An 18,713-nucleotide genomic window follows, 5' to 3' on the forward strand; every position below is an offset into this window, starting at 1 on the left:
GTTCGAAAGGGCGGGGACTGTTCCTCCGGCGCATCCCACCAGGGACGACGACGAGTTACGGAATCACGACGACAGGACGCTTCGCACGCTTGGCGAGCCGCCCCGCGACGGACCCGAAGATCCGCCCGACGAGCCCGTGCGTGGAGCCGACGACGATCGCGTCCGCCTCGTACTCGCGCCCGACCTCTTCGAGTTCATGGCAGATGTCGCCGCCCCGCTCGACGAGGATCCACGGCACCTCGGCGAGATAGTCCGCACAGGCGAGCTCGAGTCCGAGCACCTCGGTGCGATGGTCCGGCACGTCGACGAAGACCGGCGGCTCGCAGCCGGCCCACACGGTGGTGGGCAGCCGGTTGGCGACGTGGACGATGATCAGGCCCGAGCCGGAGCGATGGGCCATGCCGATGGAGTACGCGAGCGCGCGCTCACTGGACGTGGAGCCGTCGAAACCGACCACTACGCCGTGCTTGAAGGCGGGGTCGCAGGAATGGCGTGGCTCTTCCGCCGCCAGGGGCTCGGCCGCCGTGGGGTCGGCGACGGGCCGCTTGCGGTCCGCGGGTTCAAAGAATTCGTGACCGGCCATGGCTGTCTCGGCGTTGTGATCCTTTTTGAGAGGAACGACAGTGTGCGGCGGAGCTGTGTCCGGGAATCATCTTCCCAACCCCATACCCCCAAGGGTACGGCGGCACGCCTCCTTAGCCCAGATCCCGCGCACGGTCGGTGGGGGTTCCAGGGAGCATGCACGAGGGGGCGCCCGTAACGCAATGGTTGCTGCGCTGTACAGGCGGTTTGCACAGGATTCACGCCGCCGTGGGTCCTGACGGCCGTACGCGCAGTGACCGACCGCTCGAACACGCGTTGAACCCGGCAGTCACGCCCCAGGGAGCAACGCATGTCCGGACACCGACCCCCCTCCGAGGACTCCGCCACGGACGTGGTCCGCTGGGCGGTGTTCAGCTGCGTCCTCGTCCCCGTGGTCCTTCTCTGGTACGGCACCTCGCTCGCCGGCGCGGCGGGCACGGCCCTCGGTCTGGCCGCCGTCACGGCCGCCTGCCGGGTGCTGCTGCGCCAGTCCGAGCGCGGTGCGGCCCGGCTGCTCGCCGAGGAACGCGCGCCCCATCGTGGCCGTCATCACAGGACCGGAAGCGGGACCCATCGAGGCGGTCGTCACACTGGGGGAAACTCACCGGGCGCTTGACCGGTTTCCGCGCACGGACCCGTATCTTTTCAGCCAACTTCCGGCCACCGCGCATCCGTTGCCGCTCGTACCCCCCACCCCCCGTTCGACCTGCACGGAAAGGGTCTTCAGGGCCCCCCGCACCCTACGTGGATTGGCCACTACGACGAGGCGCACTTCCCTGCACGGCCCGTGAGTGCAACGCTTCGTGATCGAATGCTTCACGCCAAGTTGCCATGTCGACAATGTGCCGGTTGCCGAACTGGTCACCCCGGCACCATTGGACACAGTAGATTCGATCTTGACGTCTTACGGCGGGGGACTCGTGCAGGACCGAGGGGAAACGTGCAGGAGCGACACAACCGAGGAGCCGCGACCACCGAGGGGGGCTTAGCAGTATGAGCCACGACTCCACTGCCGCGCCGGAAGCCGCGGCCCGGAAGCTTTCCGGGCGACGCCGCAAGGAGATCGTCGCGGTGCTGCTGTTCAGCGGCGGCCCCATCTTCGAGAGTTCCATACCGCTGTCGGTGTTCGGGATTGACCGCCAGGACGCCGGCGTGCCGCGCTACCGCCTATTGGTGTGCGGCGGCGAGGAAGGCCCGCTGCGGACCACAGGGGGCCTGGAACTCACCGCGCCACATGGCCTGGAGGCGATCTCACGGGCAGGCACGGTCGTCGTGCCGGCCTGGCGTTCGATCACCTCACCACCGCCGGAGGACGCGCTCGACGCACTGCGCCGGGCGCACGAAGAGGGCGCCCGCATCGTCGGGCTGTGCACCGGCGCCTTCGTCCTCGCGGCGGCGGGCCTGCTGGACGGCCGCCCCGCGACAACACACTGGATGTACGCACCGACGCTGGCCAAGCGCTATCCGTCGGTGCACGTGGATCCACGCGAACTGTTCGTCGACGACGGCGACGTACTGACATCAGCCGGTACGGCGGCCGGAATCGATCTCTGTCTCCACATCGTGCGGACGGACCACGGCAACGAGGCGGCGGGCGCGCTGGCCCGGCGTCTGGTGGTCCCGCCGCGCCGCTCCGGCGGTCAGGAGCGCTATCTCGACAGGTCTTTACCTGAGGAGATCGGCGCCGACCCGCTCGCCGAGGTCGTCGCCTGGGCGCTGGAGCACCTCCACGAGCAGTTCGACGTGGAGACGCTCGCCGCGCGCGCCTACATGAGCCGCCGGACGTTCGACCGCCGCTTCCGCTCACTCACCGGCAGTGCGCCGCTGCAGTGGCTGATCACCCAGCGGGTGCTCCAGGCGCAGCGGCTGCTGGAGACGTCGGACTACTCGGTCGACGAGGTCGCGGGGCGCTGCGGCTTCCGTTCGCCGGTGGCGCTGCGCGGGCACTTCCGCCGTCAGCTGGGCTCGTCGCCGGCGGCGTACCGCGCGGCGTACCGGGCGCGGCGTCCGCAGAGCGACAGGCCGGCCGAGAGCGACGCAGCGGCGGGTCCGGTGGGCCCGGCACCCGTTCTCCACCCGGAGGGCGGCCCGGTCCCGCTCCAGACCCGGCGTACGGCGGCGGCGAGCTCGATGGGCCCGGCGACCCAGCTGTCGGCGAGCCTGCCGGGACAGCGCAGCGGATCGTAACGACGTACCGGAACGCCGGGCGGGACGAGCGACTCGTCCCGCCCGGCGTTCGGGCGTGTGCTCAGGTCCGCCGCACCGCCGGGCCCCTAAAAGGCGACGTCAGCTTTAGGGTGGTCGCATGAACGATCGCATGGTGTGGATCGACTGCGAGATGACCGGCCTCTCGCTGTCCGACGACGCGCTCATCGAGGTTGCCGCCCTCGTCACCGACTCCGAGCTGAACGTACTCGGCGAAGGAGTGGACATCGTCATCCGACCGCCGGACCGGGCGCTGGAGACGATGCCGGAGGTGGTGCGTCAGATGCACACCGCGTCCGGGCTCCTCGACGAGCTCGCCGGCGGCACGACGCTGGCCGAGGCCGAGGAGCAGGTCCTCTCCTACATCCGGGAACACGTCAAGGAGGCCGGCAAGGCCCCCCTGTGCGGCAACTCCGTGGGCACCGACCGCGGCTTCCTGCTCCGGGACATGCCGACGCTGGAGGACTACCTCCACTACCGGATCGTCGACGTCTCCTCGGTGAAGGAGCTGGCCCGGCGCTGGTACCCCCGGGCCTACTTCAACAGCCCGGAGAAGAACGGCAACCACCGCGCCCTCGCCGACATCCGCGAGTCCATCGCGGAGCTGCGCTACTACCGCGAGGCCGTGTTCGTGCCGCAGCCCGGCCCCGACTCGGACACCGCCAGGACGATCGCCGCGAAGTACGTCCTGCCCGCTCAATAGGTGCGTGAGGGTCCGCCGAAGGGGCGCCGTAAAAGGCGTGCACGAGCACCCCTTCGGACCCTGTACACTTTTTCTCGGCCGGTCAGGGAAACCTGAAAGCAGTAAAGCCGGTCGTGGTGGGTGTAGCTCAGCTGGTAGAGCACCTGGTTGTGGTCCAGGAAGTCGCGGGTTCAAGTCCCGTCACTCACCCTGAGTAATCAGCCGGTGACCTTGATACAGAGGTCACCGGCTGGTTCGTTTTCCCGGGAGCCCGCGTGCACACCGAACTCATCCGCACGGCCCGTCTGGACCTCCTCCCCCTGCGCGTGGACCACGCCGGGGAGATGTCGGCCGTACTCGCCGACCCGGCCCTGCACACCTTCATCGGCGGAACACCCCTGACCGTCGAGGAGCTGCGAGCGCGTTACGAACGTCTGGTCGCCGGTTCCCCCGACCCGGCCGTCTCCTGGCTCAACTGGGTCCTGCGCCGGCACGCGGACGACACCCTCATCGGCACCGTCCAGGCCACGGTCACGGGGAAGCACGAGGCGGAGATCGCCTGGATCGTCGGCACCCCCTGGCAGGGCCAGGGCCTGGCCTCGGAGGCGGCCCGGGGGCTGGTGACGTGGCTGGTCCGTCATTACGTCCGGACCGTCACGGCCCACATCCACCCCGACCACTCCGCGTCGGCGGCGGTCGCCGCAGCGGCGGGTCTGCTCCCCACCGACGAACAGCACGACGGCGAGACGCTCTGGCGCCTGTCGCTGAGCGACTGAGCGGACCGCCAACCGCCTTGCGTTCCCGCGGGGTTGGCGGGCGCCCTACGACGACGTACGCTCCACCAGCTCCGTGGCCAGCACCACCTGGCGTCTCTCCAGCCCCCGTGACACCGCCGGACGGCGGTCCGCGATCTCGGTGAGGAGGAGGTCGATCATGTGGCGGCCCATCTCGGCGATGGGCTGGCGGACGCTGGTGAGGGGCGGGTCCATGTGGCGGGCGATGGCGGAGTCGTCGTAGCCGACGAGGGCGACGTCGTCGGGGATGCGGCGGCCCGCCTCGCGCAGTGCCTGGCGGGCGCCGGCCGCCGTGACGTCCGAGGCGGCGAAGACCGCGTCCAGGTCGGGAACGCGGGCCAGCAGCGCGGCCATCGCTCGGGTGCCGCCCTCCTCCGAGAAGTCACCGGCTTCGATCAGGTTCCCGTTCGCCTCCAGGCCCGCCTCGCGCAGCGCGTCCCGGTAACCGTCGATACGGCGCTGGGCACCGTACACATCGAGGCGTCCGGTGATGTGCGCTATGCGGGTGCGACCGCGGGACAGCAGGTGTTCCACCGCCTGCCGGGCGCCGCCGTAGTTGTCCGAGTCCACCGAGGGGAGCGTTTCCGCGGCCGAGCGCGGACCGCTGATCACCGACGGTATCTCCAGCTGGGCCAGCAGATCCGGCAGCGGGTCGTCCGCGTGCACCGAGACCAGCAGCACCCCGTCCACGCGGTGCGCCGCCAAGTACTGGGCCAGGCGCTGCCTTTCACGGTCGTTGCCCGCGAAAATCAGCAGCAGCTGCATCTCCGTGTCGGAGAGCTCGGCCGCGACGCCCTTCAGCATGTCCGAGAAGTACGGTTCGGCGAAGAACCGGGTCTCCGGCTCGGGGACGACCAGCGCGATCGCGTCCGTCCGGTTGGCCGCCAGGGCGCGCGCCGCCGTGTTCGGGACGTAGCCGAGCTCCGCGACCGCCGCCTCCACCGCCGCGCGGGTCGCGTCACTGACCCGGGGCGAGCCGTTGATCACCCGGGAGACCGTCCCGCGGCCGACTCCGGCACGCGCGGCCACCTCTTCGAGGGTCGGCCGGCCACCGCTCCGGCCACGCGCTCCGTGGGTTGCCATGGGCTCCGCCTTCCCGCCGTATGTGGACGCTGGCCTGGAATGTAACAGTCCCGTCCAGCACAGTGAGCGTCTCTGGGGACTGCCGCCCCCAGACCTCCGCGTCGACCCGGAGGGCCTCGCCCTCACATACCGGGCAGGCCGAAAAGGGTCGGCCGGTCTGCGACCCCCGAGTTAGTTAACAGGCCGATAACTGAAGACATATCTCCTCGCCGACTCCCTTGACACCCCCGCCAAGACCGACGACTCTTCAACTCATCACTGATGGGAGCGCTCCCACAGTACCTGACACATACACATCCCGCACGTTCCCCGCCCGAGCCGCCGCGAGAACTAACGGGCCCAACAATGCAGTTGGCCGGGGGGTCGGCACGTCAGGGCAACAGGAGGACTCAATGCGAGCACGTACCCGAACCGCCCGTCGCAGGGTGGTGGTCCTCGCGGCCGTAGCGTCGCTGGGCGCCGGGCTGCTGGCCGGCTGTGCCGACGACGGTAAGAAAGACGAGGGAGGTTCGTCGTCCGGGGGCGGCGGCAAGACCAAGATCACGCTCGGCCTCTTCGGCACCGCCGGCTTCGAGGAGTCCGGCCTGTACAAGGAGTACGAGAAGCTCCACCCGGACGTCGACATCCAGCAGACCGTCGTCGAGCGCAACGAGAACTACTACCCGGCGCTGATCAACCACCTCACCACCAACAGTGGTCTCCAGGACATCCAGATGGTCGAGGTCGGCAACATCGCCGAGATCGTCGGGACCCAGTCCGACAAGCTGCTCGACCTGTCGAAGTACGGCAAGAAGAGCGACTACCTGGAGTGGAAGTGGGAGCAGGCCACCACCAAGGACGGCGCGACCGTCGGTGTCGGCACCGACATCGGCCCGATGGCCATCTGCTACCGCACCGACCTGTTCAAGGCGGCCGGTCTGCCCACCGACCGCGAGGAGGTCGGCAAGCTGTGGGCCGGTGACTGGAACAAGCTCGTCGACGTCGGCAAGCAGTACAAGGCGAAGGGCCCCAAGGGCACCACCTTCCTGGACTCCCCCGGCGGTCTGCTGCAGGCGATCGTCAGCGGTGAGAAGGAGCGGTTCTACGACGCTTCCGGCAAGGTCATCTACAAGTCGAACCCGGCCGTCAAGGACGCCTTCGACCTCACGGCCCAGGCCGCCGAGGACGGACTGATCGGCAACCAGACGCAGTTCCAGCCGGCGTGGGACACCACGATCGCCAACAGCAAGTTCGCCGCGATGTCCTGCCCGCCGTGGATGCTCGGCTACATCAAGGGCAAGTCGAAGCCCGACGCGGCCGGCAAGTGGGACATCGCCCAGGCGCCGAAGTCCGGCAACTGGGGCGGGTCCTTCCTGACCGTGCCCAAGTCCGGCAAGAACACCGAGGAGGCCGCGAAGCTGGCCGCCTGGCTGACCGCACCCGCGCAGCAGGCCAAGCTCTTCGGCGTCCAGGGCAGCTTCCCGAGCACCCCGGCCGCGTACGACTCGACCGAGGTCAAGAGCGCCAAGAACGACATGACCGGTGACGCTCCGATCGGCACGATCTTCGCCGAGGCCGCCAAGAACATCCCGGTCCAGACGATCGGCCCGAAGGACCAGATCATCCAGCAGGGTCTGACCGACAACGGCGTCATCCTGGTGACCCAGGGCAAGTCCGCCAAGGATGCCTGGGAGAACGCCGTGAAGACCATCGACAACAACCTGGACCAGTGACCCGTATGACCACTGGGCACGAAACCGCCGCCGCGCCCCCCACCAAGGAGGGGGGCGCGGCCCCGGCCCGCCCGCCCGCGGGGCCCTCGGACGACGAGCGCCGCCGGGCCCGGCTGTCGCGGCGCTGGCAGCGCGACATGCGCTGGAGCCCGTACGCCTTCGTCTCGCCGTTCTTCCTGCTCTTCCTGGCGTTCGGCCTGTTCCCGCTGATCTACACCGGCTGGGCCTCGCTGCACCAGGTGGAGCTGACCGCGCCCACCGACATGAACTGGGTGGGCTTCAGGAACTACACGCGGATCTTCGACGACGACTTCTTCTGGAACGCGGCGAAGAACACGCTGACCATCGGGATCATCTCGACGGTGCCGCAGCTGCTGATGGCGATGGGCCTCGCGCACATCCTCAACTACAAGCTGCGCGCCTCGACCTTCTACCGGGTCGCGATGCTCGCCCCGTACGCGACGTCGATCGCCGCCGCCTCCCTCGTCTTCGTCCTGCTCTTCGGCCGTGACTACGGCATGATCAACTGGGCGCTGAACCAGGTCGGCATCGACAACATCGACTGGCAGAACGACAAGTGGGCCTCGCAGATCGCGGTCTCCTCGATCGTCATCTGGCGCTGGACCGGCTACAACGCGCTGATCTATCTGGCGGCGATGCAGGCGATCCCGCAGGACCTGTACGAGTCCGCCGCCCTGGACGGGGCCAACCGCTGGCGGCAGTTCCTGCATGTGACGCTGCCCGCGCTGCGGCCGACGATCCTGTTCACGGTGGTCGTCTCCACCATCGGCGCCTCCCAGCTCTTCGGCGAACCGCTGCTGTTCGACGCCAGCAAGGGGGCCTCCGGCGGATCCCAGCACCAGTTCCAGACGCTCGGCCTGTACCTGTACGAGCAGGGCTGGGTCAACCAACACCTGGGCCGCGCCTCCGCGATCGCGTGGACGATGTTCCTGATCCTCATCGTCATCGGGATCGTCAACTACGTCATCTCGCGCCGGCTGCGCGCCAGTAGTTAGGAGAACCGGCCGTGACGACGACATTGACTCCGCCCTCCGACACTCCCCCCAAGGAGAAGAAGCGGGTACGACGTCCCAAGGCCGCCCGTGCGGGCGGCACCCTGCACGCCGGGCCGATCGCTTATGTGATCCTCGCCCTGTTCACCGTCGGCTCGCTGTTCCCGCTGGTGTGGACGGCGATCGCCGCCTCGCGCGACAACCAGCGCCTGGCGCAGAACCCGCCGCCGTTCTGGTTCGGTTCGGGACTGTTCGACAAGCTCGAACTCGCCTGGACCGACGCCAACCTGGGCGAGGCGTTCATCAACACCACGTTCGTGGCGGGGATTTCGGCGATCACCATCGTCGTCCTGTCGACGATCGCCGGGTTCGCCTTCGCCAAGCTGCGCTTCAAGGGCCGTGGCGCCATGATGCTGATCGTGATCGGCACGATGATGGTGCCGCCGCAGCTGAGCGTGATCCCGCTGTACATGATGGTCGCCAAGCTCGACTGGTCCGACCAGCTGCAGGCGGTGATCCTGCCCTCGCTGGTCAGCGCGTTCGGTGTGTTCTTCATGCGGCAGTACCTGATCCAGGCGCTGCCCGACGAGATCATCGAGGCGGCCCGGGTGGACGGCGCGAGCAGCTGGCGCGTGATCTGGCACGTCGTGTTCCCGGCGGCGCGCCCCGCGATGGCCGTGCTGGGCATGCTGATGTTCGTGCAGACGTGGAACGACTTCCTGTGGCCCTTCCTGGTCCTGACCCAGAACGGCAACCCGACCGTGCAGGTCGCGGTGGCGGGCCTGGGCCGCGGCTACACCCCGGACCAGTCCCTGATCATGGCCGGCGCACTGCTCGGCACGCTGCCGCTGCTGATCGTGTTCGCGATCTTCGGCAAGCAGATCGTCGGCGGCATCATGCAGGGCGCCGTCAAGGGCTGACCTCCGCTTTCCCGGGGGCCGGGTCATCGCCGCCTCGGCCCCTTCCCTTCCCCCCATCTACCCGTCGGTCTCCACGACCTCCAATGGGAGCGCTTCCATGCCTGAGCCCGCTACGCCGGCGACCCCGGTGACCTTTCCCCCCGCCTTCCTCTGGGGCGCCGCGACCTCGGCGTACCAGATCGAGGGGGCGGTGCGGGAGGGCGGCCGTACGCCCTCGATCTGGGACACCTTCAGCCATACGCCCGGCAAGACCGCCGGCGGCGAGCACGGTGACATCGCTGTCGACCACTACCACCGCTACCGCGACGACGTGGCGATGATGGCGGACCTCGGCCTGAACGCGTACCGCTTCTCGATCTCCTGGTCGCGGGTGCAGCCGACGGGCCGGGGCCCGGCGGTCCAGGTGGGCCTGGACTTCTACCGCCGTCTGGTGGACGAGCTGCTGGACAAGGGCATCAAGCCGGCCGTGACGCTCTACCACTGGGATCTGCCGCAGGAGCTGGAGGACGCGGGCGGCTGGCCGGAGCGTGACACGGCCTACCGTTTCGCCGAGTACGCGCAGATCGTCGGTGAGGCGCTCGGCGACCGGGTGGAGCAGTGGATCACCCTCAACGAGCCCTGGTGCAGCGCCTTCCTGGGCTACGCGTCCGGCGTGCACGCCCCCGGTCGCACCGACCCGGCGGCCTCGCTGAAGGCGGCCCATCACCTGAACCTGGCGCACGGGCTGGCCACTTCGGCCCTGCGGGCGGCGATGCCGGCCCGCAACTCGGTGGCGCTGAGCCTCAACTCCTCGGTGGTGCGCCCGGTTTCGCAGGACCCCGCGGACCTGGCGGCGGCCCGGAAGATCGACGACCTGGCCAACGGTGTCTTCCACGGCCCGATACTGCACGGGGCGTACCCGGAGTCGCTGTTCGCGGCGACGGAGCTGATCACGGACTGGTCCTACGTCGAGGACGGCGACCTGCGGGCGATCAACCAGCCGCTGGACGCGCTGGGCCTCAACTACTACACGCCGGCGCTGGTGTCGGCGGCGGACAACGATCTGAGCGGTCCGCGCGCGGACGGCCACGGGTCCAGCGAGTTCTCCCCGTGGCCGGGCGCGGACGACGTCGCCTTCCACCAGACTCCGGGCGAGCGCACGGAGATGGGCTGGTCGATCGACCCGACCGGCCTGCACGAGCTGATCATGCGCTACACGCGTGAGGCCCCGGGCCTGCCGCTGTACATCACGGAGAACGGCGCGGCCTACGACGACAAGCCCGACCCCGACGGCCGCGTCCACGACCCGGAGCGCATCTCCTACCTCCACGGCCACCTGGCCGCGGTCCGCCGCGCGGTCTCGGACGGCGCGGACGTGCGCGGTTACTACCTGTGGTCCCTGATGGACAACTTCGAGTGGGCGTACGGCTACGAGAAGCGCTTCGGCGCGGTCTACGTCGACTACACGACCCTCGAGCGTACGCCGAAGTCCAGTGCGCTCTGGTACGGGCAGGCGGCCCGCACCGGAACGCTTCCGCCGGTGGCGGTGGCCGAGTAGGGGCGGCCCCACCACCACCTCGGGGGAAACCGGGGGAGGGGCGCGGCATCCGAGGGGGATGCCGCGCCCCGGCCCGTGGGGGGCGTCAGTTGTAGGCCGCGAACGCCTTCGAGAACGCGTGCTGGTCCTGGAGGATCGAGCTGCAGGTGGCGTCGGCGTAGTTCTTTGCGCCGCCCGCGCACTGCTTGTCGCGGGTGGCCGACCACATGGACAGCCAGCCGATCCCCTTGGACTTGGCGAAGTTCACCAGCTGGGTGGCGTCGTCGACCGTGAAGATCTCGGTGGTGACGTCGTTGACGCCGATCATCGGGGTGACGGCCACGGCCTTCCAGGCGGCGCTGTCGGAGAGGCCCAGCACGCTCTTGACCTGGGCCTGGGTGGCGGTGGCGGCCTGTTCGGCGTAGGTGCCCATGTCGCCGCTGTAGGCCGGGCCGTAGTCCATCGCCATGATGTTGACGGTGGTGATGTCGACGCCGTTCTTCCTGGCGTCGGCGAGCAGGTCCACGCCCGCCTGGGTCAGGCCCTCCGGCATCACCGGGAGGGTGAAGGAGACGTCCAGGTCCGGGTGGTCCTTCTGGAGTTCGGCGATGGCCTGTGCGCGGCGCGTGTTCGCCGCGGTGTCGGGCAGCGCGCCGCCCTCGACGTCGAAGTCGACCTTGGTGAGGTCGTAGGCGGCCACGGCCTTCTCGTACGCCGTCGCCAGCGCGGCCGCCGACGAGCAGGTCGTCGCCAGCTCCGAGCCCGCCGCGCCGCCGAACGACACCCGGACGTCGCCGCCCTTGGCCCGCAGCGCGCCGATCTGGGCGGCGACGGCGTCGCTCGCGAGGTCGGTCACGCCGCCCCACTTCGGGGTGCAGCCGCCGCCGTCGGTGACGAAGGCGAGGTTGTAGTCCTTGACGCCGGTGGCCGCGGCGGCGGCGACCAGGTCGAAGGCCGGGTAGAGGGAGGTGTCGACGTAGGGGGCGAAGCCGGCGCTCGTCGTGGTGCCGGTGCCACTGCTGGTCGAGGGGGACGCGGTGGCCGTGGGGGTGCTGGTCGGCGTGGGGGTGCTGGTCGCCGTCGGCGTCGGGGTGGCCGTGGGGGACGGGGTCGCCGTCCCGGTCGGGCGGCCGGTGGGCTCCGGCGTGGCACCGCCGTCGGCGGAGCACGCGGCGTCGTCGATGCGACAACCGGCCGGGTCGCCGGTGCCGTTGACGACGAAGCCGACGGTGACGGACTTGCCGGGGGCCAGGCCATCGGTGTCCCACTTGGCCGGCCGCACGGTGACGTGCTGTCCGCTGACGCCGGACTCGGCGTTCCAGAGGGAGCTCAGCCGGGACCCGGTCGGCAGGTCGAACTCCAGCGTCCAGTCCTTCTCGGTCTCCCCGCTGTTGTTCGTCACGACGTACTGCGCGGTGTAGCCGGTCGACCAGTCACTGGTCCTGGTGTACGCGGCGCCGACCCCGGCCGCCTGAGCCGTACCGGTGAGCAGGATCGCGCCGCCGCCCACCACGGCCGCGGCGACGGCCCCGGCGATCACCTTGTTTCTGCCGCTCACCTTGCGCCGGTGCGTGCTCATGACGTGCCTGCCTTCGTGGTTCGGGGGTGGGGTGCGGCAGCACGCTAGCGAGCTCGAATCGGGCAAAAGGCCTGTTCGGGACGGGGGTTCGGGATCTTAGGGTGCGCTTAAGGAAGGGATCGGGACCGGTTAAAGGTCGAGACCAATCTGCCGCGCCGGCGGCGTCGTACGCCCCCTCGGTGTCCCCGGCCGGGTGTGCGCTCGCGCCCGGCCGGCTGGATCCAGATCCGCACCTCGGTGCCGCCCAGCACCGACGCCCCGATCCGCACGTCCCCGCCGGTCTCCTCCGCGAGCCGGCGCACGATGTCCAGGCCGAGCCCGGTCGACCCGGCGCTCCCGGACCCCCGCCCACGGGCCATCGCCGCCTCGGGGTCGCGGATGCCGGGCCCCGCGTCCGAGACCAGCACGATGACCGCGTCCTCGCCGTTGTGCACGTCGACCGCGAAGGCGGTGCCCTCGGGGGTGTGCCGGAAGACATTGCCGAGCAGGGCGTCCAGCGCCGCCGCGAGGTCGGCGCGGGCCACGGGTATGCGCACCGGCCGCTCCACACCGGCCACCCGCACCTTGCGCCCCTCGTCCTCGGCGAGCGCCGACCAGAACGCCATCCGCTCCCGGACCACCTCGGCGGCATCGCATCCGGCGCCGGGCCCGGCGGCCGCGGTCTGCGGCTTGGCCTCCCTCGCCGTCCGGATGATCGTGTCGACCTCGCGCTCCAGCTGGGCCACCGCGGCCCGGGTCTGCTCGGCGGCGGGCCCGTCGCCGAGCGAGGCCGTGTTGAGGCGCAGCACGGTCAGGGGTGTCCGCAGACGATGGGACAGGTCGGCCGCCAGCTCCCGTTCGTTCGCGAGGAGTTGGACGACCTGGTCGGCCATGGAGTTGAACGCCGCCGCCGCGAGCCGCAGTTCGGTCGGCCCCTCCTCGGGCACCCGGCAGCCCAGCTTCCCCTCCCCCAGTTCGTGCGCGCCCTCGACGAGCCGCTGGGCGGGCTGCACCATCCGGACGCCCAGCCGGTCCGCGACCGCGACCGAGCCGACGATCAGGGCGAGGCCGACGCCGGCGAGCACCGCCCATGCCGTGGCGACGCCGTGGCCGACCTCGGACTGCGGGACGTAGACCTCGACGACCGCGATCTCACCGGAGCTGAGCGCGACGGGCTGGAGCAGCGTGGAGCCGCCGTCCACCTCGCTGGTGGAGGCGCGGCCCAGCTTCCGTACGGTCGCGATGTCCCTGTCGGCGGCGCGCTGCCGCCCGATGTCGACGGCCCGGGCGCCGGCAGCCGCCGGGATGTGCACGGCCATCTCGGCCTCCGAGCCGGCGGAGGCGACGACCCGCTCCAGCTGGTCCCGGTCGGTGGTGATGGACAGGGCGGGCGCGACGGCCGCGGCCTCGCGCTCGGCGTTGGAGAAGGCGCGATCCCGGGCCATCTCCTTGATGACCAGGCCGAGGGGGACGGCGAAGGCGACCACGACCATGGTGGTGACGGCGAGGCAGACCTTGACGAGTGCCCATCTCACAGCGGCGGCTCCAGCTTCACGCCGACGCCCCGCAGGGTGTGCAGATACCGGGGTCGCGCGGCGGTCTCGCCCAGCTTGCGGCGCAGCCAGGACAGATGGACGTCGATGGTCTGGTCGTCGCCGTAGGACTGCTGCCACACCTCGGCGAGGAGTTCCTTGCGGGGGACGACGACGCCGGGGCGGCCGGCGAGGAAGGCGAGCAGGTCGAACTCACGGCGGGTGAGGTCGAGGCGGTCACCGTCCAGTTCGGCCTGGCGGCGCAGCGGGTCGACGACGAGGCCGCCGACCCGGAGCACGGACTCCGGCTGCGCCTCGCCGACGACGGCCCGGGAGCGTCGCAGGACGGCGGCCATCCGCGCGGACAGGTGCTCGACGGAGAACGGCTTGGTCAGGTAGTCGTCCGCGCCCGCGTTCAGCAGCCGGACGATCTCCGCCTCGTCGTCCCTGGCGGTGGCGATGATCACAGGGACGTCGGTGATGCCGCGCAGCATCTTCAGCGCCTCGGAGCCGTCCAGGTCGGGCAGACCGAGGTCGAGGATGACCACGTCGAAACGGATGTGGGCGACCTCGCGCAGCGCCTCCAGCGCCGTACCGACACTGCGCACCGTGTGGGCGGCGTCGGTGAGATGGCGGATCAGCGCCGAGCGTACGAACTGGTCGTCCTCGACCACGAGCACACTTGCCATGCGCCGCACCGTACGCCATGCCGGGGAGCCCCATCCGGCGCCTGTGGACAACTCACACCTGTGGACAACACGGGGGACGGGTGAGGCAGTATGGCCGCGATGCGCAGAGGACTCCTACACGTACTGGCGTGGTCGCTCGCCACGGGCGCGGCGGTCACGCTGTCGTGGTGGGGCGTCCACACGGTGATGGCGGGCACCGCCTACGACCCGCCGCGCGCCCTGCCGATCACGGCCGCCGACGCGACGACCCAGGAGTCCAGGCCGCTGGCGTCGTCGACGGCGCGGTCGACACCGTCGGCGAGCCCGTCGCGCACACCGTCCCGCACCCCGGCGCCGTCCCCCTCGAAGACACCGACGACGACCCCCAGCCCCTCCCCCTCCGCGTCGGGCCAGGTCAAGAGCTACGACACCGAGGGCGGTCGCGCGGTTTTCGACCTCGGCAAGACCTCCGCGACCCTCGTGTCGGCGACTCCGGGCGCGGGCTGGTCGATGCAGGTGTGGAAGACGGAGACGTGGATCCGGGTGGAGTTCGCCTCGGGCGCGGACCGGGTGTCGGTGTTCTGCACCTGGCACGACAGCGCGCCTCGCGTCGAGGTGGGGACGTACTGACGTATCAGCGGGTACCTGTCGCAGGGCCCGCTAGCGGAAGACCGACGGCGGCGGCGCGGGTGACGCGACCGCCGCGGCGTCCGTCACCGGTACGGCCCCTCCCGTGAAGTCGGTGAGGGACTTGCCGTGTTCGAGGCGGCCGGGGTGGGGGTCGGAGGCGGCCCGGCGGGTGAGTTCGGGGACGGGGAGCGGGGCGTCGGAGGCGACCAGGACCGCGTTGCCGAAGCGTTTGCCGCGCAGGACCGTCGGGTCGGCGATCAGCGCGAGGTGCTCGAAGCGGGCGGCTGCCGTGGCGATCTGGCCGCGCAGATGGGCGAGCGGGGGGCCGTCGGCGAGGTTGGCGGCGTACACGGCGGAGGGCTTGAGGGCCCTGCGGACCTCGTCGAGGAACTCCGTCGAGGTCAGGTGGGCCGGCGTGCGGGCCCCGCTGAACACATCCGCGATGACGAGGTCGGCCCAGCCGTCGGGCACCTTGGCGAGCCCTTCGCGGGCGTCCGTCGAGCGCACCCTGATCCGGGCGTTCGGGTCCAACGGCAGCTCTCGGCGGACCAGTTGGACGAGGGCCGCGTCGCGCTCCACGACCTGCTGGGTGGAGCGGGGGCGGGTGGCGGCGACGTACCGGGCGAGGGTGAACGCCCCTCCGCCGAGGTGCACGGCGTGGACGGGCTTACCGGGCGGCGCGACCAGGTCGATGACATGCCCGAGGCGGCGCTGGTACTCGAAGGAGAGGTACGCCGGGTCGTCCAGGTCGAGGTGTGACTGCGGTGCCCCGTCGATCAGCAGCGTCCAGGCACGCGCGCGCTCCCGGTCGGGTATGAGCTCGGCGAGGCCGCCGTCGACGGCTTCTACGACAGCTTCGGCGACCGCCTGGCCGCGCCGGCCGCTCCTGGACTTTCCCATGGGGGCATTGTCGCAAGCGGCGGGCGGTCGTGCCGCTCAGCGGCAGTTGTCCGCCGCCTCGATCAACCGCGCCGCCTCCCCCAGCGCCGCCCGCAGCACCGCCGGGTCCGTCGCCAGGTCGGCCTCGCCCGGTGGCAGCAGCCAGTCCGAGCCCTCCACCGGAGGCTCGGGGTTCAGCCGCAGTCCCCGCCCGTCGGTCTCCGTACAGGTGCTGCCCGGGACGTCCCACGCGGCGGCCGTGCCCGGCGGGACCACGAAGCCGAGGGTGTCGCCGCCGTCGTCGTGGAGGACCGGCCCCACCGCGTCCCCCGCCCCGCGCCGCAGGATGTCGACGGCCTCCAGGCCCTGCCGGGTCGGCACTGTGACGAGGTCGCACCCGGCCTCCGGGGCCGGCGGTTCGCCGCCCCGCGTCAGCGGCGCACACACGTCGATGCTCTGCCTGGTCTCCATCCCGGCCTCCACCACGGAACCCCTCCTCGAAACGAGCGAGTACGGGAGTCGGGCGGCTCCCGGTCCTGTGGAGTTCAACGCCCGGGAGCGTCAACGGCTACGGCGCAAGTCAGCCACAAAGGATGGCAGTTCATGGCAGATCTCGGATGAGATATCCGGTTTGTAGCCAAACCCTGCGTGGCGGGTCGGGCACAGCGGGTACGTTCATGCCCGCTGGAAACAGGGTGTCACACGCATAACTCACCCCGAATCCGGCATGGTTCGACGGTTCGCACGAGAGGACCCGGCCATGGCGTCGTCAACGATGACCTCGTCCCAGTACCCCAGGCCACCGCGGCCGAACATCGCGTTCCGGGAGTTGCGCGGACAGCGCTCCCCGGCCGAGTTCGCCGCGGCGGTGCGCCGGGCCGCCCGCGAGATCGGCGAGCGGGTCAGCTGTGACGCGCGCTATGTGGGCCGGGTCGAGGCGGGTGAGATCCGCTGCCCCAACTACGCGTACGAACGGGTGTTCCTGCACATGTTCCCCGGCCGCACGCTCACCGACCTGGGGTTCGCCCCCCGCTCGTCCGTACGCGGACGCGGGGCGCGCACCACCGAGGTCGCGCCCCCGGCATGCGTCTCGACTCCCGTGCACGCCGCGGGTGAGACACGGGGGGCGGGCGAGCCGTATGACACGCAGGACCCCTACGAGACGTACGACAACGAGGAGAGCGACGTGCTGCGTCGCGCATTCATGACCGGCGGGGGCGCCACGGTGGCCGCCGCCTCACTGACGCCCATCGGGCTCACCGTCCCCCACCCTCGAATCGGCTCGGGCGGGGGGACCCCCGTCGCCGCGGCCGCGGGACGTCCTGTCCGCCGGGTGGGGGCGGGCGATGTGGACGCCCTGGACGAAGCGGTCCGCAGGATCCGGCTGCTGGACGACCGGCACGGCGCCGACGGGCTGTACCGGCGCGCGGCGACGCCGCTGCGCGCCGCCTACGCGCTGCTGGACGCCGGAGCCACCCGGCAGACGACCGCCGACCGCCTGCACTCGGGCGCGGGCGAGCTCGCCATCTCGGTGGGCTGGCTGGCACACGACTCGGGGCGGTACGACGACGCGCGTTCGCACTACGCGGAGGCGCTCGCGACCGCCCGGATGACCGGCGACGCCGCCCTGGAGTCGCACGCCTTCTGCAACATGGCGTTCCTCGCCCGTGACGCGGGGCGCCCGCGGGAGGCGTTGCGCGCCGCGCAGGCCGCGCAGCGCGTCGGGCGTCCGCTGGGCTCCGCGCGGCTGATGTCGCTGCTCGCGCTGCGCGAGGCGGGCGGCTGGGCGGGGCTCGCCGACCGCACCGGCTGCGAACAGGCGCTGGCCCGCGCCCAGGCCCTCTTCGACCGCGGCCCCTCGGACGCCGACCCCGAGTGGATGAGCTTCTACGGCGAGGCCGAACTGGAGGGCCTGGAGGCGCAGTGCTGGTCGACGCTGGGCGACTGGCCGCGGGCGGCCCGCCACGCGCACCGCGCGGCCGAGCTGCAGGACCCCCACTTCAGCCGGAACATCGCCCTGTACACGGCCGAACTGGCGGACGACCTGGCCCGTGGCGGCCGGCCCGACGAGGCCTCGGCGGCGGGGATGCGCGTCCTGGACCTGCTGGGCCAGGTGCAGTCGTCACGGATCCAGTCGATGCTGGCGGGGACGGCGCGGGTGCTGCTGCCGCACCGCAGGGCGTCGGGGGTCTCCACCTTCCTGGAGCGGCACGCGAGCGTGCCGAGATCGGCCTAGCCCGCCAGATGCCCCAGGTCGTTCCAGCTCTCGATCGCCGGCTCGCCGTAGGCCCAGCCCAGGACCGACAGCGACGTCGGGTTCAGCCGGATCCGCGCGGCGAAGTCGAGCGGCAGCCCCAGCCAGCGTGCGCCTATGGACCGCAGGATGTGCCCGTGCGCGAAGACCAGGACGTCCCGGTCCGCCTCGCGGGCCCAGGCGACCACCTCGTCCGCGCGGGCCGTCACCTCGGCGAGCGTCTCGCCCCCGGGCACCCCGTCGCGCCAGATGAGCCAGCCGGGGCGGACGGCGTGGATGTCGGCCGGGGTCATGCCCTCGTACGCGCCGTAGTCCCACTCGAGGAGCGTGTCCCACTCGCTCGCGCGCTCCTTGAACCCGGCGATCTCGCACGTCTCACGCGCGCGTGCCAGCGGACTGGTGCGCACCTCGACCCCGGGCAGACCGTCGAGCGGCGCCCGGTGCAGCCGCTCACCGAGTAGTTTGGCGCCCCTGCGCCCCTCCTCCAGGAGCGGCACATCGGTCCTGCCGGTATGTTTCCCGACCAGCGACCATTCGGTCTGTCCGTGCCGGGCCAGCAGGATGCGCGGTGCCATGAGCGGAGGGACCTTTCAAGGAAAATGCGGGCGGGCCGCACCCATCATCCCGCACGCTGTGCGGGGGCAACCCGGCGGGCGATCTCAGCGTCCTAGAGGGCCGGGGGCCC

The 18,713-nt window shown here is 71.0% G+C and carries 18 protein-coding genes and 1 tRNA gene; 11 read left to right on the forward strand and 8 right to left on the reverse strand.

The genetic code is table 11. From position 1 onward, the window contains the following. Positions 1–55: 55 nt before the first annotated feature. Positions 56–583 (reverse strand): universal stress protein, encoded by a 528-nt coding sequence (locus OG381_RS18950; RefSeq protein WP_046260901.1) that lies wholly within the window; start codon positions 581–583, stop codon positions 56–58. Between the two features lie 309 nt (positions 584–892). Between OG381_RS18950 and OG381_RS18955 the strand changes: the two genes are divergently transcribed. From OG381_RS18955 to OG381_RS18975, 5 genes are all read left to right on the forward strand, one after another. Next, the gene (locus OG381_RS18955; protein WP_327717271.1) at positions 893–1,198 is read left to right on the forward strand and encodes a hypothetical protein; all 306 of its coding nucleotides are present in this window, start codon (positions 893–895) and stop codon (positions 1,196–1,198) included. 377 nt (positions 1,199–1,575) lie between these two features. Next, positions 1,576–2,769: a helix-turn-helix domain-containing protein gene (locus OG381_RS18960; protein WP_327717272.1), complete on the forward strand. Its 1,194-nt coding sequence runs from the start codon at positions 1,576–1,578 to the stop codon at positions 2,767–2,769. Positions 2,770–2,887: 118 nt separating this feature from the next. Further along, positions 2,888–3,490 carry an oligoribonuclease gene (gene orn, locus OG381_RS18965; RefSeq protein WP_327717273.1) on the forward strand — a complete coding sequence of 201 codons (603 nt, stop codon included), beginning with the start codon at positions 2,888–2,890 and terminating at the stop codon, positions 3,488–3,490. A 116-nt stretch (positions 3,491–3,606) separates the two neighbouring features. After that, positions 3,607–3,679: transfer RNA gene (locus OG381_RS18970), tRNA-His, on the forward strand. 65 nt (positions 3,680–3,744) lie between these two features. Then, positions 3,745–4,245 carry a GNAT family N-acetyltransferase gene (locus OG381_RS18975; protein ID WP_327717274.1) on the forward strand — a complete coding sequence of 167 codons (501 nt, stop codon included), beginning with the start codon at positions 3,745–3,747 and terminating at the stop codon, positions 4,243–4,245. A 45-nt stretch (positions 4,246–4,290) separates the two neighbouring features. Here OG381_RS18975 and OG381_RS18980 read toward each other — a convergent pair whose 3' ends face one another. After that, positions 4,291–5,346: a LacI family DNA-binding transcriptional regulator gene (locus OG381_RS18980; protein WP_327717275.1), complete on the reverse strand. Its 1,056-nt coding sequence runs from the start codon at positions 5,344–5,346 to the stop codon at positions 4,291–4,293. Positions 5,347–5,738: 392 nt separating this feature from the next. On the opposite strand from OG381_RS18980, the gene OG381_RS18985 reads away from it, so the two are divergent. The 4 genes from OG381_RS18985 to OG381_RS19000 all read left to right on the forward strand — a co-directional run bounded on the left by OG381_RS18985 (position 5,739) and on the right by OG381_RS19000 (position 10,528). After that, the gene (locus OG381_RS18985; RefSeq protein ID WP_327717276.1) at positions 5,739–7,058 is read left to right on the forward strand and encodes an ABC transporter substrate-binding protein; all 1,320 of its coding nucleotides are present in this window, start codon (positions 5,739–5,741) and stop codon (positions 7,056–7,058) included. 5 nt (positions 7,059–7,063) lie between these two features. After that, positions 7,064–8,074: a carbohydrate ABC transporter permease gene (locus OG381_RS18990; RefSeq protein WP_327717277.1), complete on the forward strand. Its 1,011-nt coding sequence runs from the start codon at positions 7,064–7,066 to the stop codon at positions 8,072–8,074. A gap of 11 nt (positions 8,075–8,085) precedes the next feature. After that, positions 8,086–8,991 carry a carbohydrate ABC transporter permease gene (locus OG381_RS18995; RefSeq protein WP_327717278.1) on the forward strand — a complete coding sequence of 302 codons (906 nt, stop codon included), beginning with the start codon at positions 8,086–8,088 and terminating at the stop codon, positions 8,989–8,991. 97 nt (positions 8,992–9,088) lie between these two features. Continuing rightward, on the forward strand, positions 9,089–10,528 hold the full coding sequence (locus tag OG381_RS19000; protein ID WP_327717279.1) for a GH1 family beta-glucosidase: 1,440 nt from the start codon (positions 9,089–9,091) through the stop codon (positions 10,526–10,528). An 85-nt stretch (positions 10,529–10,613) separates the two neighbouring features. Here the strand turns inward: OG381_RS19000 and OG381_RS19005 are convergent, their stop codons facing one another. From OG381_RS19005 to OG381_RS19015, 3 genes are all read right to left on the reverse strand, one after another. After that, positions 10,614–12,086: a glycoside hydrolase family 18 protein gene (locus OG381_RS19005; RefSeq protein WP_327717280.1), complete on the reverse strand. Its 1,473-nt coding sequence runs from the start codon at positions 12,084–12,086 to the stop codon at positions 10,614–10,616. A gap of 107 nt (positions 12,087–12,193) precedes the next feature. Continuing rightward, complete coding sequence (locus tag OG381_RS19010; RefSeq protein WP_327717281.1) at positions 12,194–13,600, reverse strand: HAMP domain-containing sensor histidine kinase; 1,407 nt, start codon at positions 13,598–13,600, stop codon at positions 12,194–12,196. Then, positions 13,597–14,286: a response regulator transcription factor gene (locus tag OG381_RS19015; RefSeq protein ID WP_327717282.1), complete on the reverse strand. Its 690-nt coding sequence runs from the start codon at positions 14,284–14,286 to the stop codon at positions 13,597–13,599. The genes OG381_RS19010 and OG381_RS19015 overlap by 4 nt, the downstream gene beginning before the upstream one ends. A 99-nt stretch (positions 14,287–14,385) precedes the next feature. On the opposite strand from OG381_RS19015, the gene OG381_RS19020 reads away from it, so the two are divergent. Next, positions 14,386–14,895, forward strand: a complete 510-nt coding sequence (locus OG381_RS19020; protein WP_327717283.1) for a hypothetical protein — start codon at positions 14,386–14,388, stop codon at positions 14,893–14,895. Positions 14,896–14,925: 30 nt separating this feature from the next. On the opposite strand, the gene OG381_RS19025 is transcribed toward OG381_RS19020, so the two are convergent. Beyond that, positions 14,926–15,795 carry a spermidine synthase gene (locus OG381_RS19025; RefSeq protein WP_327717284.1) on the reverse strand — a complete coding sequence of 290 codons (870 nt, stop codon included), beginning with the start codon at positions 15,793–15,795 and terminating at the stop codon, positions 14,926–14,928. Between the two features lie 36 nt (positions 15,796–15,831). Next, a complete protein-coding gene (locus tag OG381_RS19030; RefSeq protein WP_327717285.1) occupies positions 15,832–16,245 on the reverse strand; it encodes a hypothetical protein in 414 nt (137 codons plus the stop codon). Positions 16,246–16,534: 289 nt separating this feature from the next. Between OG381_RS19030 and OG381_RS19035 the strand changes: the two genes are divergently transcribed. Continuing rightward, positions 16,535–18,010, forward strand: coding sequence for a hypothetical protein (locus tag OG381_RS19035; RefSeq protein ID WP_327717286.1), 1,476 nt, complete (start codon positions 16,535–16,537; stop codon positions 18,008–18,010). On the opposite strand, the gene OG381_RS19040 is transcribed toward OG381_RS19035, so the two are convergent. Next, positions 18,007–18,603 (reverse strand): histidine phosphatase family protein, encoded by a 597-nt coding sequence (locus OG381_RS19040; RefSeq protein ID WP_327717287.1) that lies wholly within the window; start codon positions 18,601–18,603, stop codon positions 18,007–18,009. The genes OG381_RS19035 and OG381_RS19040 overlap by 4 nt on opposite strands. Positions 18,604–18,713 lie beyond the last annotated feature (110 nt).

The organism is Streptomyces sp. NBC_00490 (genome assembly GCF_036013645.1).
Lineage (GTDB): Bacteria > Actinomycetota > Actinomycetes > Streptomycetales > Streptomycetaceae > Streptomyces > Streptomyces canus_F.